Raw genomic sequence first — 16958 nt, 5'->3', positions numbered from 1 at the left:
CCTGCACGGGTCCTGTTACCGCGGTTGTAGCCCGATAGCGGGCTGGGGGATCCGGACACCAGCAGGGAGCATCCATGGACAACATCGTCGTCGCCGATAAGCAAACTGAAGTCGCCACTCAGAGCGCCTGGGGCAATATCAATCTCAAAGGGCCAGGCGTCGTGCAGATGCCCGTGGCTCCCGATCAGCTGGCCACCGTCACCCAGCGCGGGCAGGACTTGGTCCTCACCCTGAAGTCCGGGGAAAAAATCACCATCGGCAATTTCTTCGCAGTGGACCAGGCCGGTGTCGGCAGCGACATTGTCTTCGTTGGCGAGGACGGCACCCTGTGGCACGCCCAGTACAATGCTGCGGCATTCGAGGGCTTCACCTTCGAAGACGTAAACTCCCTGGATGAGCTGGTTGCAGGCCTGGGTACCGCTGGCAGCGCCATGCCCACCTGGGCGATTGCCGGGCTCAGCCTGCTCGGTGCCGGCGGTGCGGCGGCGGCGGCCGGCAGCGGGGGTGGCGGTGGCGGGGGTGGCGCCGACCCGGACACCACCCCACCGGCCACGCCCATCGACCTGTTGGTATCGCCCGATGGCCTGCGCCTGACCGGCCGTGCCGAAGCCGGCTCGACGGTAACCGTACGCGGGGCCGACGGCGCAGTACTGGGCACTGCCGTAGCCGGCGCCGACGGCCAGTTCAGCATCACCCTGCAACCTGCGCAAACCGATGGTCAGGCCCTGGAGGTCAGTGCCAGCGACGCCGCCGGCAATGTTTCACCGCCGGCCAGCATCAACGCGCCAGATATCGACACGCCCGACACCACGGCCCCTGACCAGCCGAGTGACCTGGCCCTTGCCAATGGCGTTACCCTCAGCGGTCGCGGCGAGCCGGGTGCCACCGTGCAGGTGCGCGATACTGCCGGTAACCTGATTGGCAGCGGCGTGGTCAACGCCGACGGCACTTTCAGCCTCACGCTTTCCCCCGCACAAGCCAACGGTGAAGCCCTGGACATACGCCAGGTAGATGCCGCCGGCAACAGCTCGACACCCTTGGTGTTCACAGCCCCGGATATCACCGCCCCGGCTGCACCGAGCGCACTGGTGGTCAGCCAGGACGGTACGGTACTCACTGGCCGTGCCGAACCCGGCAGCACCGTACGTATCCTCGCCGCCGACGGCAGCCAGCTGGGCACCGCAGTGGTCGGCGCCACGGGCGTATTCAGCATTACCCTCAGCCCGGCGCAAGTGGATGGCCAAACACTGCAAGCCACGGCCACCGACGCAGCTGGCAACACCTCTACCGCCAGTTCGGTGACCGCGCCGAGCGTCGACGGCGGCGACACCACCCCACCGCAAGCACCCAGCGACCTGGCCATCGGCCTGGCCGGCAGCCAGCTCAGCGGCCGTGGCGAAGCCGGCAGCACCGTGCAGGTGCGTGATGCCGCAGGCACGGTCATCGCGACCGGCACCGTCGGCGCGGATGGCACCTTCGTCATTAGCCTGGACCCGGCCGTCAAGGATGGCAGCACCCTGCAAGTCACCCTCACCGACGCTGCCGGCAACGTGTCGCAGCCAGGCGCAGTGACGTCGCCCGACCTGCTGCCACCGGCACAGCCCACCGACCTGGCACTGGCGGACGGGGTGACCTTCACCGGCCGCGGCGAACCGGGGGCCACCGTACAGGTGCGCGACGCTGCCGGTAACCTGCTCGGCTCGGCGGTGGTCAACCAGGACGGAACGTTCAGCCTGAGCCTGTCCCCTGCCCAGGCCAACGGTGAAGCGCTTGACGTACGCCTGGTCGACGCTGCCGGCAACAGCTCGACGCCCCTGCAATTCAACGCCCCGGACATTACTGCGCCGGATGCCGTCAGCGATATCCTGGTCGGTGCGGGCGGTACCCGCCTCAGTGGCCATGGTGAAGCCGGGGCTTCTGTGGAAGTGCGGGATGCCGACGGCAACCTGCTGGGTCGTGGCGTGGTCACGGCCAACGGCACCTTCCTGATCGACCTCGACCCGGCCGTGCAACCCGGCGACCAGCTGACCCTGCTGCAAGTGGACCCCAGCGGCAATGCTTCGGTGGCCGTCGAGTACGATGTACCGCTCACCACTGCCCCGGCCAGCCCCAGCGGGCTGGCCATCGATGCCGATGGCACTACCCTCACGGGTAGCGCCCCTGCCGGCAGCCGAGTGGAAGTACGCGATGCCAGCGGCACGCTGATTGGCAGCGCCGTAGCCAACGCCGACGGCAGCTTCAGCATCGAGCTCACCCCTGCCCAGGCCAACGGCGAACTGCTGAACGTACTGGCCCTCGATGCCGAGGGCGTGTCCTCCGTGCCCACCCAGATCACCGCGCCCGATATCACGGCACCCGCGGCACCTGCCGAACTGGCCGTCAGTGCCGACGGCAGCGTGATCACCGGCCGCGCCGAACCCGGCAGCACCGTGCGCATCGTGGCTGCCGATGGTACCGAGCTGGGCAGCGCCGTGGTCGGCCCGACCGGGGTGTTCAGCATCGAGCTGGCCCCACCACAAACCGACGGTGAAGTGCTGCAAGCCACCGCCACCGATGCGGCGGGCAACACCTCAGCCACCAGCGCGGTGACCGCGCCGGACCTCGATGGGGTCGATACCACGCCACCAGCAGCGCCGACCGACCTGGCCATAGCGCTGGCCGGAAGCCAGCTGAGCGGGCGTGGCGAACCGGGCGCCAGCGTGCAAGTCCGTGATGCGGCCGGGAATATCCTGGCCACCGGCAGCGTGGGTGCCGACGGCAGCTTCACCATCACCCTGGACCCGCCGGTGAACGACGGCAGTGTCCTGCAAGTGACCCTGACCGATGCTGCCGGCAACCAGTCGCCCAACAGCTCGGTCACCTCACCCGACCTGCAGCCACCTGCGCCGCCAACCGAATTGGCCCTGCTTGGTGGGGTCACTTTCAATGGCCGCGGCGAGCCCGGCGCCACCGTGCAGGTGCGCGACGCGGCTGGCACCCTTATCGGCAGCGGCGTGGTCGGTGCGGACGGGGCGTTCAGCCTGTCCTTGTCACCTGCCCAGGCCAATGGCGAGGCCCTGGATGTGCGCCTGGTCGATGCTGCTGGCAACAGCTCGATACCGCTGGAATTCACCGCACCCGACACCACGCCACCGGCTGCCGTAAGCAACATCGTGGTCGGCGCCGACGGCCTGGCGCTGAGTGGGCGTGGTGAAGCCGGCGCCACCGTAGAAGTGCGAGATGCCGACGGCACCGTGATCGGCAGCGGCGTGGTCAGCGCTAACGGTACCTTCCTGATCGACCTCGAACCGGCCGTGCAGCCCGGCGCGCAACTGAGCCTGGTGCAGACCGACCCGAGTGGCAATGCCTCCGAGGCCTTGGAGTTCGCAGTGCCGACCACGCCTGCGCCCGCCAGCCCCAGCGACCTGGTGGTTGCCGAAGACGGCAGCAGCATCAGCGGCACCGCGCCGGCCGGCACCCGCGTGGAGGTCCATGATGCCAATGGCACGCTGCTTGGCAGTGGGGTTGCAGGGGACGATGGCAGCTTCACCGTCACCCTCGAACCCGCCCAGGCCAATGGCGAACTGCTGGACGTGGTGGCCATTGATGGCAGCGGTGCTTCCTCCCTGCCAGCCCAGATCTCCGCACCGGACATCACCCCACCGGTCACCCCCAGCGAGCTGGTGATCAGCGCCGACGGCAGCGTGCTCACCGGCCGCGCCGAAGCCGGCAGCACCGTACGCGTGCTGGCGGCCGACGGCACCACGGTGCTTGGCACCGCGGTAGTCGGTGCCACCGGCAGCTTCAGCATCACCCTCGACCCCGCCCAGGTAAACGGCGAGGTGCTGCAAGTTACCGCTACCGATAATGCCGGCAACGCTTCTGCGGCCGGCACCGTCACCGCCCCAGACATTGACGGTGGCGACAACACCGCACCGCTGGCACCCACAGACCTGGTGATCGGCCTGGCCGGCGGCCAGCTGAGCGGTCGCGGCGAACCCGGCACCCGCGTGGAGGTGCGTGACGCCCAAGGTAATGTGCTGGCCAACGGCACGGTCAACCCGGATGGCAGCTTCGTCCTCACCCTGAGCCCAGCCGTCGACGACGGCAGCGTCCTGCAAGTGACCCTGACCGACGCTGCCGGCAACGTTTCGCAACCTGGCACGGTCACCGCACCGGACCTGCAGGCCCCGGCCCAGCCGACCGACCTGGCCCTGGCCGATGGCGTCACCTTCACTGGCCGTGGCGAACCTGGCGCCACCGTGCAGGTGCGCAATGCGGATGGCACCGTGATCGGCAGCGGCGTGGTCGGTGCGGACGGGGCGTTCAGCCTGTCCTTGTCACCTGCCCAGGCCAATGGTGAGGCCCTGGATGTGCGCCTGGTCGATGCTGCTGGCAACAGCTCGATACCGCTGGAATTCACCGCACCCGACACCACGCCACCGGCGGCTGTGAGCAACATCGTGGTCGGCGCCGATGGCCTGGCGCTGAGTGGGCGCGGCGAAGCCGGCGCCACCGTTGAAGTGCGCAATGCCGACGGCACCGTGATCGGCAGCGGCGTGGTCGCTGCCAATGGCGTTTTCCTGATCGACCTGGATCCCGGCGCGCAGCCCGGCGCTCAGTTGAGCCTGGTGCAAACCGACCCGAGCGGTAATACCTCCGAAGCGCTGCAGTTCGAGGTGCCGGTCACCCCTGCCCCTGCCAGCCCGAGCGACTTGATAGTCGCCGAAGATGGCAGCAGCATCAGCGGCGCCGCGCCGGCCGGCAGCCGCGTGGAGGTCTACGGCGCCGACGGAACGCTGGTTGGCAGTGTGCAGGTTGGCCAGGACGGCACCTTCACGGTCATTCTCAACCCGGCCCAGGCCAATGGCGAACTGCTGGAGGTGGTGGCCATCGATGGCAGCGGTGCTTCGTCCCTTCCAGCCCAGGTCTCCGCACCGGACATCACCCCACCGGTCACCCCCAGCGAGCTGGTAATCAGCGCCGACGGCAGCGTGGTCACCGGCCGCGCAGAAGTTGGCAGCACCGTACGCGTGCTGGCGGCCGATGGCATCACTGTGCTTGGCACCGCGGTAGTCGGTGCCACCGGCAGCTTCAGCATTACCCTGGACCCCGCCCAGTTGAACGGCGAGGTGCTGCAAGTTACCGCTACCGATGCCGCCGGCAATGCTTCTACGGCCGGCACGGTCACCGCACCAGACATTGACGGTGGCGACAACACGCCACCGGAAGCCGCCACCAACCTGCTTGTCGGCCTGGCCGGTGCCCAGCTCAGCGGCCGCGGTGAAGCCGGTGCCAGCGTGCAAGTGCGCGACGCCCAAGGCAATGTGCTGGCAAACGGCACGGTCAACCCGGATGGCAGCTTCACCCTGGCCCTGGAACCTGCAGTCAAGGACGGCAGCACCTTGCAAGTGGTGCTGACCGACGCCGCCGGCAATGCCTCCGCCCCTGCGTCGGTGGTGACACCGGACCTGCAGGCGCCCGCGCAGCCCACCGGTCTGGCGCTGGTCGACGGCGTCACCCTCAGCGGTAGCGGCGAGCCAGGCGCCAGCGTGCAGGTGCGCGATGCCGCGGGCACCCTGCTGGGCAGCGCTCAGGTCAACGACGACGGCACGTTCAGCGTGACCCTGACCCCAGCACAGGCCAATGGCGAAGTGCTGGACATTCGCCTGGTGGATGCTGCCGGCAACATTTCCTCGCCACTGCAGTACCAGGCGCCAGACACCACTGCCCCCGCGCAGGTCAGCAATATCGTGGTCGGCGCCGATGGCCTGGCCTTGAGCGGGCGTGGCGAAGCCGGCGCTACCGTGCAGGTGCGCGACGCCAACGGCACTCTGATCGGCAGCGGCGTGGTGACCGCGAACGGCACCTTCCTGCTCGACCTCGACCCGCCCGCGTTGCCGGGTGAACGCCTGAGCCTGGTCCAGACCGACCCGAGCGGCAACGCCTCGCTGGCGCTGGACTATGACGTGCCGCTGGTAACCGTACCGCTCAGCCCAAGCGACCTGGTGGTCGCCGAAGACGGTACCAGCGTCAGTGGCTCGGCCCCCGTGGGCAGCCGCGTGGAAGTGCATGATGCCGAGGGTGCGCTGATCGGTAGCGTGGTGGTCGGCGCCGAAGGCACCTTCACCGTGATCCTCAACCCGGCCCAGGCCAACGGCCAACTGCTGGATGTGGTAGCCATCGACAACAACGGCACTTCGTCGCTGCCGGTACAGGTCAGCGCACCAGACATCACGCCACCGGTGGCGCCTAGCGAACTGGCCATTACCGCCGACGGTACCGCCGTCAGCGGCCGTGCCGAACCCGGCAGCACCGTGCGCGTGCTGGCGGCCGATGGCAGCACCGTACTTGGCACCGTGGTGGTGGGCGCCAGTGGTGCGTTTGAAATCACCCTCAGCCCCGCCCAGGTGGCGGGCGAACAGTTGCAAGTGGTTGCCACCGACGCAGCCGGCAATGCCTCGCAGGCCGGCACCCTTACCGCACCGGTCATCGACAACGGCGGCGACACCACGCCACCAGAGCCTGCCACCAACCTGGCGATCAGCAATGACGGCCGCACCGTGTCCGGCCGCGGCGAAGCCGGCACCACCGTAGAGGTACGCAACGACCAAGGCCAACTGCTGGCCAGCGGCACCGTGCAGCAGGACGGCAGTTTCAACGTTACCCTGCCCACCCCGGTGGTGGATGGCTCGTCATTGCAAGTGACCTTGACCGATGCTGCTGGCAACGTGTCCAGCCCAAGCCCGCTGACCGCACCGGATCAGGTGGCGCCACTGCAACCCACCGACCTGGCGCTGGTCGATGGCGTCAGCCTGACCGGCAATGCCGAGGCCGGTGCCCGGGTAGAGGTACGCGACGCTGCTGGCAACGTGATCGGCAGTACCCTCGCCGAAGCGGATGGCAGTTTCAGCCTCACCCTCGACCCGCCGCAGGCCAATGGCGAAACCGTCAGCGTGCGGGTGACCGACGCCGCAGGCAACACCTCGCTGCCGTTGAGCTACGTAACCCCGGACATCACCCCGCCCGGCATTATCAGCAATGTGGTGCTGGGTGCTGGCAGCCTGGTCGTTTCCGGCCGTGGTGAAGCGGGTGCCACGGTTGAAATCCGGGATGGCAATGGCAACGTGATCGGCACCGGGGTGGTCGCAGCGAATGGCACCTTCCTGATCGACCTCGACAGCCCACTGGCCGCAGGCGACGCCATTGCCTTGCAACAGACCGATGCCGCCGGCAACCCTTCGGTTGCCCTGACGGTCACCGTACCGGCCATCGCCGTGCCGGACAGCCCGACGGGGCTGGTGGTAGCTGCCGATGGCAGCGCCATCAGTGGTATGGCCCCGGCTGGCAGCCTGGTGGAAGTGCGGGATGCCCAAGGCGGTGTGCTGGGTAGCGTGCAAGTCGGCAACGACGGCAGCTTCAACATCCCCCTCAGCCCTGCCCAGGCGAACGGCGAGCTGCTGGATGTGGTAGCCATCGACGCGGATGGCAACAGCTCACTGCCGACCCAGATCAGCGCACCGGACATCACCCCGCCCAACGAGGCCACCGAGTTGCAACTGAGCAACGATGGCAGCGTATTGACCGGCCGTGGCGAACCCGGCACCCGCGTGCAGGTGGTGGACGCCCAGGGCAACGTACTGGGTAATGCCCAGGTGGGCGCCGATGGCGTGATCAGCGTGGTCCTGAACCCGGCGCAAACCGATGGCCAGGAGCTGGACGTGGTGCTGCGTGACGCCGCAGGCAACAGTTCGACCGCTACTGTCATCGCACCTGACCTGGATGGCCCGCTGCAACCGTCGGCGCTGGCCATCGACAGCGCCGGCATCCACCTCACCGGCCAGGGCCAGAGCGGCTCGCTGGTCACCGTGCGCGATGCCGACGGCAATGTACTGGGGACCGCCACCGTGGGCGGGGACGGGCGCTTCGACGTCACCCTCAACGCACCGCAGCGCAATGGCGAAAGCCTGACCGTGGAAGCCACCGACAGCCAAGGCAACAGTGCCGGGCCAGTGGACTTCACCGCACCAGACAGTACCCCGCCGCAAGCAGTGACCAACCCGGCCATCGATGGCGACGGCGTCATGGTCACCGGCAACGGTGAACCGGGTGCGACCGTGACCGTACGCGGGCCGGACGGCAGCGTACTGGGCAGCATCGTGGTAGGCGCCGGTGGTGCGTTCGAAATCAGCCTCGATACCCCGCAAACCAACGGTCAGGCCCTGACCGTCGAGCAGCGCGACGCCAGTGGCAACCTGTCGACCGCGGTCGATCTGTCGGCACCGGATACCCAGGCCCCCGACACACCCACCGGCCTGGTACTGGCGGGTGACGGTGGCAGCCTGAGCGGTAGCGGCGAGCCGGGGGCGCAGGTAACCGTGACCGGCGCCGGCGGCGCCGTGCTGGGCACTGCCACCGTACAAACGGACGGCAGCTTCCAGGTGACCATCGACCCACCGCAGCTCAATGGCCAGACCTTGGCCGTCACCCAGGCGGACGCGACCGGCAATACCTCCACCGCCGGCAGCGTCACCGCGCCGGACCTGGAAGCCCCGGTAGCCGCTGAAGGCCTGGGCATCAATGGCACGGGCACGGCACTCACCGGCCAGGCCGAACCAGGCAGTACCGTGCAGGTGCGCAACGGCGCTGGCGACCTGCTGGGCTCCGCGCAGGTGGAAGAGGACGGCAGCTTCAGCGTGCCCTTGGCCCCCGCCCAGACCAACGGCGAAACCGTGTCGGTGGTAGTGGTTGATGCTGGCGGCAACACGTCGCCATCCGTAGCGTTCACTGCCGACGACAGCACCGCACCGCAAGCACCGGGTGGCCTGACCATAAGCGCGGGCGGCGACACCCTTCAGGGTACGGGCGAAGCAGGCAGCACCGTCGAGGTACGCAACGCCGCCGGCGACCTGCTGGGCAGCGTGGTGGTGCCGGTTGGCGGCAGCTTCACTGTCGCGGTCAGCCCGGCCCAGCTCGATGGCCAGGCGCTGCAGGTGACCTTGACCGATGTGGCGGGCAATGTCTCCGACAGCACCCCGATCACTGCACCCGACCTCACCCCGCCGGCCTTGCCCACCGGGGTGGTGGTCAGCGAAGACGGCAGCACGGTCAGCGGCAATGCACCGGGCGCTGATACCGTGACGGTGCGTGACGGCGCAGGCGTGGAAACCACGGTTGAAGTGAATCCCGACGGCAGCTTCAACGTGCCACTGCCAACCCCGCAGAACAACGGCGAAAGCGTGACCGTGATCGTCACCGACCCGGCGGGCAACAGCTCGGCACCGGTTACCGTTACCGCACCCGACACCACCGACCCGGAACCTGCCAGCGGCGTGACTGTGAGCCCCGACGGCAGCAGCGTCGGCGGCACTGCAGAGCCGGGCAGCACCGTGGTCATCCGCAACCCGGACAACAGTGACCGTGGCACCACCACCGCAGGGCCGGATGGTACCTTCGTGGTGCCGGTCGACCCGCCGCTGGCCGCTGGCGAAGAGGTCAGCGTGGTGGTCATCGACCCGGCCGGCAATGAATCCGACGGTGTGACCCTGACTGGCCCGACCGGCAGCGAAGTGGCCACCCCGGCGGACCTGGCCATCAGCGCCGACGGCTTCGTGCTGACGGGCACCGGCACGGTGGGCGCGTTGATCACCGTGACATCCGCCGGCACCACGCTGGGCACGGCGACGGTGGGCAGCGATGGTGTCTTCCGGGTGTTCTTCAGCAACGCCCAGCTCAACGCACAGACCTTGCAGGTCAGCGCGCGGATCGGCGCCGACGGCCAGCCCTCGGTACCGGCCACCGTGGTCGCCAACGATATCACTGCACCTGAAGCCCCGAGCGCCACCATCGACCGCACCGGCAGCACGCTGACCGGCCAAGGCGAAGTGGGTGCCAACGTGCGGGTCACCGACGCCCAGGGGAATGTGCTGGGTAGCGGCGTGGTCGGCAGCAATGGCCTGTACAGCATCACCCTGTCGCCGGCGGCGGCCAACGGCCAGAACCTGATCGTCACCCAGGCCGATGCTGCGGGTAACGTGTCGCTGGCCGCCAGCCTGCAGGCACCCGACCTGCAGGCCCCAGCCGCCGCCAGCAACCTCAGCCTGAACGCTGCCGCCACTGTGGTCAGCGGCCAGGGCGAAGCCGGTGCCAGTGTCACTGTGCGCGATGCCAGTGGCGCCATCCTGGCTACCGGCACCGTCAACCAAAGCGGCCAGTTCCAGATCACCCTGCCCAGCGCGCAAGTCAGCGGCAGCCCGCTGCAGGTCACCCTCAGTGATGCCGCAGGCAACGTATCTGGCCCCGCCAGCCTGGCGACCCCGGATCGCACGCCACCTGCCGCCATCGCCGACCCGCTGCTCAGTGCCGACGGCAGGCAGCTTTCCGGTAGCGGTGAAGTGGGCGCTACGGTACAGGTCAGCAATGCTGCCGGGACCGTGCTGGGTAGCGCCACGGTGGGCGCCGATGGCCGCTTCACCGTGACGTTCGACACGCCGCAAAACAGCGGCCAGGCCATTGGTGTGACGCAAGTGGACGCCGCCGGCAATACCTCGCCAGCGGTGAACGTGGCCACGCCAGACCTGACCCCGCCAGCACCGCTGACCAATGTGGTGCTGAACAACAACGGCCTGACCCTCAGTGGCCTGGGCGAAGCCGGCGCCAGCGTGACCGTGCGCGGGCCTGACGGCACCATCATCGGCACCGGCCTGGTCGCGGCCAACGGCAGCTTCAGCCTGACCTTGACCACTGCCCAGCTCAACGCCCAGCAACTGAGCGTGACCCAGACCGATGCCGGCAACAACACCTCCAGCGCCGTGGCGGTGACCGCACCGGACTTCACCCCGCCAGCAGCACCCACGGCACTGGCCCTGTCGGCGACCGGGCTGCAACTGACCGGTAACGCCGAAGCCGGCAGCACCGTGACCGTCCGCGATGCCGGCGGCAGTGTGCTGGGCAGCGCGGTGGCCAGCAGCAATGGCACTTTCCAGGTCACGTTGAACAGTGCCCAGACCAACGGCCAGACCCTGCAGGTAACCGCCACCGATGCGGCGGGCAATGTATCGCCAGCGGCGCCGTACACGGCCGCCGATACCACGCCGCCCGCGGCGGTCAGTAACCTGGCGGTGTCTGCCGACGGCGCGACCCTTACCGGCCAGGGCGAAGCAGGTGCGACGGTCACCGTACGCGCACCGGACGCGACCATACTGGGTACCGCAACCGTGGCCGCCGATGGCAGCTTCAGCGTGGCCTTGTCGCCTGCGGCGCTCACCGGTGAACGCCTGGGCGTGGTGCAAACCGATGCCGCGCAAAACGCCTCGCCTGAGCAAAACGTGACTGCGCCAGGCATTCTGGCCCCCGCCACGCCAGACAACCTGGTGCTGGCTGCAGACGGTCTATCGGTCACCGGCACCGCCACGGCGGGCAGCACGGTCACTGTTTACGGCCCCAACGGCGCGGTGCTGGGCAGCAGCCCGGTCGCCAACGACGGCACCTTCACCGTCAACCTGGGCAGCGCCCAGGCCAATGGCGAAGTGCTGCAAGTGAGCGCAATGGCCAGCGATGGCAGCCTGTCGCTGCCGGCCACCTTGCAGGCGCCGGACACTACGGCGCCACAACCGCTCAGCAACCTGGTGCTGTCCAGCGAGGGCCTGGTCCTGACCGGGCGCGGCGAACCAGGCGCCACCGTTACCGTGGTCGGTGAAGGAGGTATCGACCTGGGCACGGCAGTGGTCGATGCCAATGGCAACTTCAGCGCCCCCCTGGGCAGCGTGCAGCTCAACGGCGAACAGCTCAGCGCCAGCCAGGCCGATGCGGCCGGCAACGAGTCCAACAGCGTGAGCATCACTGCCCCCGATCGCGTGGCACCGGATGCCGCCGCAGACCTGGCATTCGCCGGGGGCGGCAGCCTGCTCAACGGTAGCGGCGAGGCCGGCGCCAGCGTGTGGGTAATGGCTGCCGATGGCAGCGTGCTGGGCACGGCCGTAGTGCGCGCCGACGGCAGCTTCCAGGTCGTGCTCGCCTCGCCGCAAGCCAACGGTCAGCCGCTACAGGTGCTTCTGACCGATGCGGCCGGCAACCAGTCGGCCGCCAGCACCATCACCGCGCCAGACACTACACCACCTGCGGCGCCGAGCGACCTGGCGGTTTCCGGCGATGGTGTCACCCTGACCGGCCGCGGCGAAGTCGGCGCCGAGGTGACCGTGACCGACCCGAGCGGCGCGCCGATCGGCAGCGCCATCGTCGATGCCAGCGGGCACTTCACCATTACCCTGAACCCGGCACTGGGCAATGCCGAGCTGCTCAGCTTCACCCAGGCCGACGCCGCCGGTAACGTGTCGGCAGCAGCGACCCTGCAGACCCCGGACTTCACCCCACCTGCCCCGCTCACCCAGGTGGCGATCAACGCCGACGGCAGTGTGGTCACTGGCCTGGGTGAGGCCGGCGCCACCGTGATCGTGAGCAACGCCGCCGGTAGCGTACTGGGAACCGCTACGGTGCTGGCCGACGGCAGCTTCAGCGTCGTGTTGTCGCCTGCACAAATCGACAACCAGGTGCTGTCAGTACTGCAGGCCGATCCGCCCGGCAACGTCAGCGCTCCGGTCAGCGTGCAGGCGCCGGACTTCACGCCCCCCGCGGCTGCAACCGAGTTGCGGCTCAATGCGGCAGGCGATGTGCTGACCGGGGTTGGCGAAGCGGGTACCACGGTGCGCGTCTATGTGGGTACAACGCAAATCGGCACCACCACGGTCGCTGCCGACGGCACCTTCAGCGTCGGCCTGGACACCGCCCAGCTCAATGGCCAGCAGGTGCAGGTAACCCTCACCGACGCCAGTGACAACGTGTCGCCGATCAGTACCGTCACGGCAGTCGACGTAACGCCGCCGGCCATCGTCATTGCCAGCATCAACGACAGCGGTACCCAGTTGATCGGCACCGCCGAGGCCGGTACCCGGGTCACGGTGATAAACAACAACGGTGACCTGCTGGGCCAGGTGACTGTCGACCTGGATGGCACCTTCGTCCTCGGTTTGAGCCAGCCTCAAATCAACGGCGAAACGCTGACCATCATTGCCCAGGACGCCACCGGCAACCCGTCGGCCCCCCTGGAGCTGACCGCCCCCGACCTGACCGCACCGGTGCAGCCAAGCGACTTGCTGCTCAACCCGGCCGGTACGTCGATGACCGGCACTGCCGAGGCCGGCACGCTGATCACCGTGCGTGGCCCGGACAACACCCTCGTGGGCCAGGTGGAGGTCGGTGCCGACGGGCGCTTCACCGTGCCCATCAGCCCAGCGCAGAACAATGGCCAGTTGCTCAGCGTGGTGTCTACCGATGACGCCGGCAACGTCTCGGTTGCTGCGCCCTACCAGGCCAACGACACCTCGCCACCTGACCTGGTGACCAACCTGGCAATCAACAACACCTTCAACGTGCTCACCGGCAAGGGCGAGGCCAATGCCACGGTCACCGTCAGCCTGGGCGGCAGCGTGCTAGGCACTGGCACGGTAGACGCCGCTGGCAACTTCCAGATCACCCTGACGCCGGCAGCAGGCTCGCTGGCAACGCTGGCCATCACGCAGTCCGACGGCACCAATACGTCGGCGGTGGCGACCTATGTCACGCCGCTGGTGGCTCCGCCAACACCGCCGACCAACGTGACGCTGGGCAGCGACGGCCTGACCTTGTCGGGTAACGCGCCCAGCGGCGTAGGCATCCGTGTGTACGATGCCGCAGGCAACGTGATCGGTACCGGCGGCGCGACATTGAACGGCACTTTCACGTTGACGCTCGACTCGGCGCAACTCAACGGCGAGTACCTGCAGGTCACCGCCGTGGCCCTGGTGGGCGGCGAGTCGCAGCCAACCTTATTGCAGGCAGCCGATACCACCGCACCAGCCGACCCGCTGGTGACCAGCCTGTCGACCAACGGCCTGGTGCTGAGCGGTACTGGCGAGGCCGGTGCCACGGTGACCGTGCGCGATGCCGGTGGCAACGTGCTCGGCAGCGCCGTGGTCAATGGCGGTGGCGTGTACGCCGTCAACCTCAACGCCGCGCAGCTCAATGGCCAGGTCTTGGCGGTGAGCCAGGCCGACGTTGCGGGCAATACGTCCGGCAGCACCCGCTACACCGCTGCCGACCTGCAACCGCCTGCGCTACCGACCAATGTCACCATCAACGGCGCAGGTACCGTGGTGACCGGTAATGGTGAAGCTGGCGCCACCGTCACCGTGCAAGGCGCCAACGGACCGGTGGGCAGTGGCGTGGTGCAAGCCGACGGCACCTTCAGCATCACCCTGACCACGCCACAGAACGACGGGCAATTGCTGGTGGTGCGCCAGGCGGACGCTGCGGGCAACCTGTCCAGCAGCGTCAACCTCAACGCCCCGGACACCACCCCGCCGGCGGCGCCGCTGGCCACCATCAATACCAATGGCACAATGGTCAGCGGCTCTGGCCAGGTTGGCAGCACGGTTACCGTGCGCAACAGTGCCGGGACCGTGCTGGGTACGGCAACCGTGGGCAGCACCGGCCTGTTTGTGGTCAGCCTGAATGCCGCGCAGATCGACAACCAGGCACTCAGCGTCACGCTCACCGACAGTGCCGGCAATGAGTCTACCGGTACCGCACTGACCGCCCCGGACCTGACCCCGCCGGCTGCGGCCGCCAACCTGGCGATCAGTACCGACGGCAGCACCCTGACCGGTACCGGTGAAGTGGGCGCCACGGTGACCGTGCGCAGCGCCAGCGGCACCGTGCTGCAAACCGCTACCGTGCAAGCCGATGGCAGCTTTACCGTGACCCTGAGCCCCCCTCAGGACAACGGGCAGGTGCTTGCGGTGACACTGAGCGACCCACGCGGCAACGTGTCGGGCAACGCCAGCATCACTGCGCCGGATGTGGATGCCAACGCCCCGGTCATCGCCAGCGAAAACCTGGCCACCGCGACGGTCGACCTGGCCGCGGTCACCGCCAGCAGGACCTACACCGACAGCTTCACCACCCTCTTGGCAGGGTTCACCAAGACCTACACTTGGACGGTAGCCGCCGGCACCACGGCCGACCCCACGCTGACCCTGACCACCAGCAGCGCACTGGCCCTGCTGGACAACACCACCTTCACCCTGCAGGTGAAGAATGCCAGCGGAACCTGGGTCACGCTGGCCACCGGTAACAGCCAGGGCTTGCTGGACCTGATCCTGTTGCCGTTGGGCCAAGGCCTGCAAGTTGACATCGGCGTGCTGCAGGCGGGCGATTACCGCCTGACAGTGGGCAGCGGTGGCATTGGCCTGATCACCAATGTCAGTACCTCGCTGGATATCACCTCCACCAGCCTGACCGAGTTCACCGGTACTGGCACAGCCACCTCTGGCAACGTCATCACCGACGTGGGCACCGATGGCGTGGTGGATGCGCGGGGCCCGGACAGCGCCGCGGTGCTGCAGGTACTCAAAGGCGGCAGCTACGTTTCGGCCGGCAGTGCCACCACGGTGCAAGGCCTGTACGGCACGCTGGTGATCCGCGGCGACGGCAGCTACACCTATACGCCCAACGGCAGCCCGGCCAGCGTCGGCAAAGTGGATGTGTTCAGCTACCAGCTGGTGCACCCCAACGGCCTGTCCGACAGCGCCAACCTGTATGTGCGCATCGATAGCCCACAAGCCACGGAAGTCTGGAGCGACAGTAACTACGCGGCGCCAGCCACGGTACTTGACGCAGTCAACGACGTAGGCTTCAGCAACCTCACCCTGGCCAACCGGGTAGACACCAGCAGCAGTACGCTGGGCTCGTTGACCCTGCCGCTGATCGGCAGCCGCCAGGCCACTTACACCACTACAGTGGCTGCCGATACCACGGCTAACCTGCAAGTGGTACTCAATTCCGCCAACCTGCTGAGCCTGCTCAACGGCACCACCCTTGAACTGCTCAAGCTCAACCCGGCCACGGGCCAGTACGTGCTGGTGCAATCGGTAGGCGGAGGCTCGTTGATCAGCCTGTTGGGCGGGGGCGCAGGGTATACCTTCCAGAACCAGGGCGCCGGCACCTACCACGTGCGGGTGACCGCCGGCGGCATTGGCCTGGCCAGCTCGATCACCACCAGCGTCAACGCCACTACCACCCACCTGAACGAGTTCGTGGTCAGTGGCGCCACGGCGGCCACCGGCAACCTGCTGGCGGACGATACCCTGGGTTCGGCACTGACCGTGCTGAGCGTGCTGACCGCAGCCAACACCTACACCATACCCGGCTACAACGGGGTGAGCGTGGCGGGCACCTATGGCACTTTGCTGGTGCAGGCCGATGGCAGCTACACCTACACCCTCAACTCGGGGGTCAGCGCCGCAGCGGTCGGCCAGCACGATACCTTCACCTACGAGCTGACCCACCCTAACGGCAGTACCGACACGGCAACGTTGACCATCAACCTGGAAAATGCCGCTGGCCTGGTCAGCACCACGTCGCTGCTGGCCGACAGCGGTGAAGAGGCAGTCGCCCTGGCCAGTGTCGCCGCTGTCAGCGATGTGGTTGCTGGCAGCGACGGCAACGACCACCTGGTGGGCAGCCAGGGCGGGCACATCACGCTTGAAGGTGGCGCGGGTGACGACACCCTGGTGATCGTCGACCAGAACTTCGCCAGCGTCGACGGTGGCACGGGTACCGACACCCTGCAATGGGGTGGCGGCGATGTCAGCATCGACCTGGGCAACCTGGTCGGCCGCGTGCACGGCATCGAGGCCATCGACCTCAACGACACCAGCGCGGTGGCCCTGACACTCAACCTGGCCGACGTGGTGGCCATCACCGAAACCGGCACCGACACGTTGATCATCAAGGGCGACAACCATGACTCGGTGCACATGACTGACAACTGGAACCTGGTCGGCAACCAGACCGCCGACGGGATCGACTATAACCAATACACGGCCCAGGAGGACCCGAGCCACCACCTGTGGGTACAGAACGGCATTCACGTCGTCTGAGGC

1 protein-coding gene is annotated in these 16958 nt (G+C 68.0%); it reads left to right on the top strand.

Annotated features, from left to right (window positions below):
* Positions 1 to 74 precede the first annotated feature (74 nt).
* The gene (locus QME24_RS13550) at positions 75 to 16955 is read left to right on the top strand and encodes a BapA/Bap/LapF family large adhesin (RefSeq protein ID WP_281690864.1); all 16881 of its coding nucleotides are present in this window, start codon (positions 75 to 77) and stop codon (positions 16953 to 16955) included.
* The last annotated feature ends 3 nt before the right edge of the window (positions 16956 to 16958 follow it).

The organism is Pseudomonas sp. PARCl1 (assembly GCF_947311875.1).
Lineage (GTDB): Bacteria > Pseudomonadota > Gammaproteobacteria > Pseudomonadales > Pseudomonadaceae > Aquipseudomonas > Aquipseudomonas juntendi.
Note: the sequence above shows the minus strand (reverse complement) of the source record. Positions and strands in the feature narration are given on the sequence as shown.

What these genes read in the sequence shown, in the direction of transcription:
- QME24_RS13550 (WP_281690864.1), top strand. Translation starts at nt 75, where the DNA reads ATGGACAACATCGTCGTCGCCGATAAGCAAACTGAAGTCGCCACTCAG.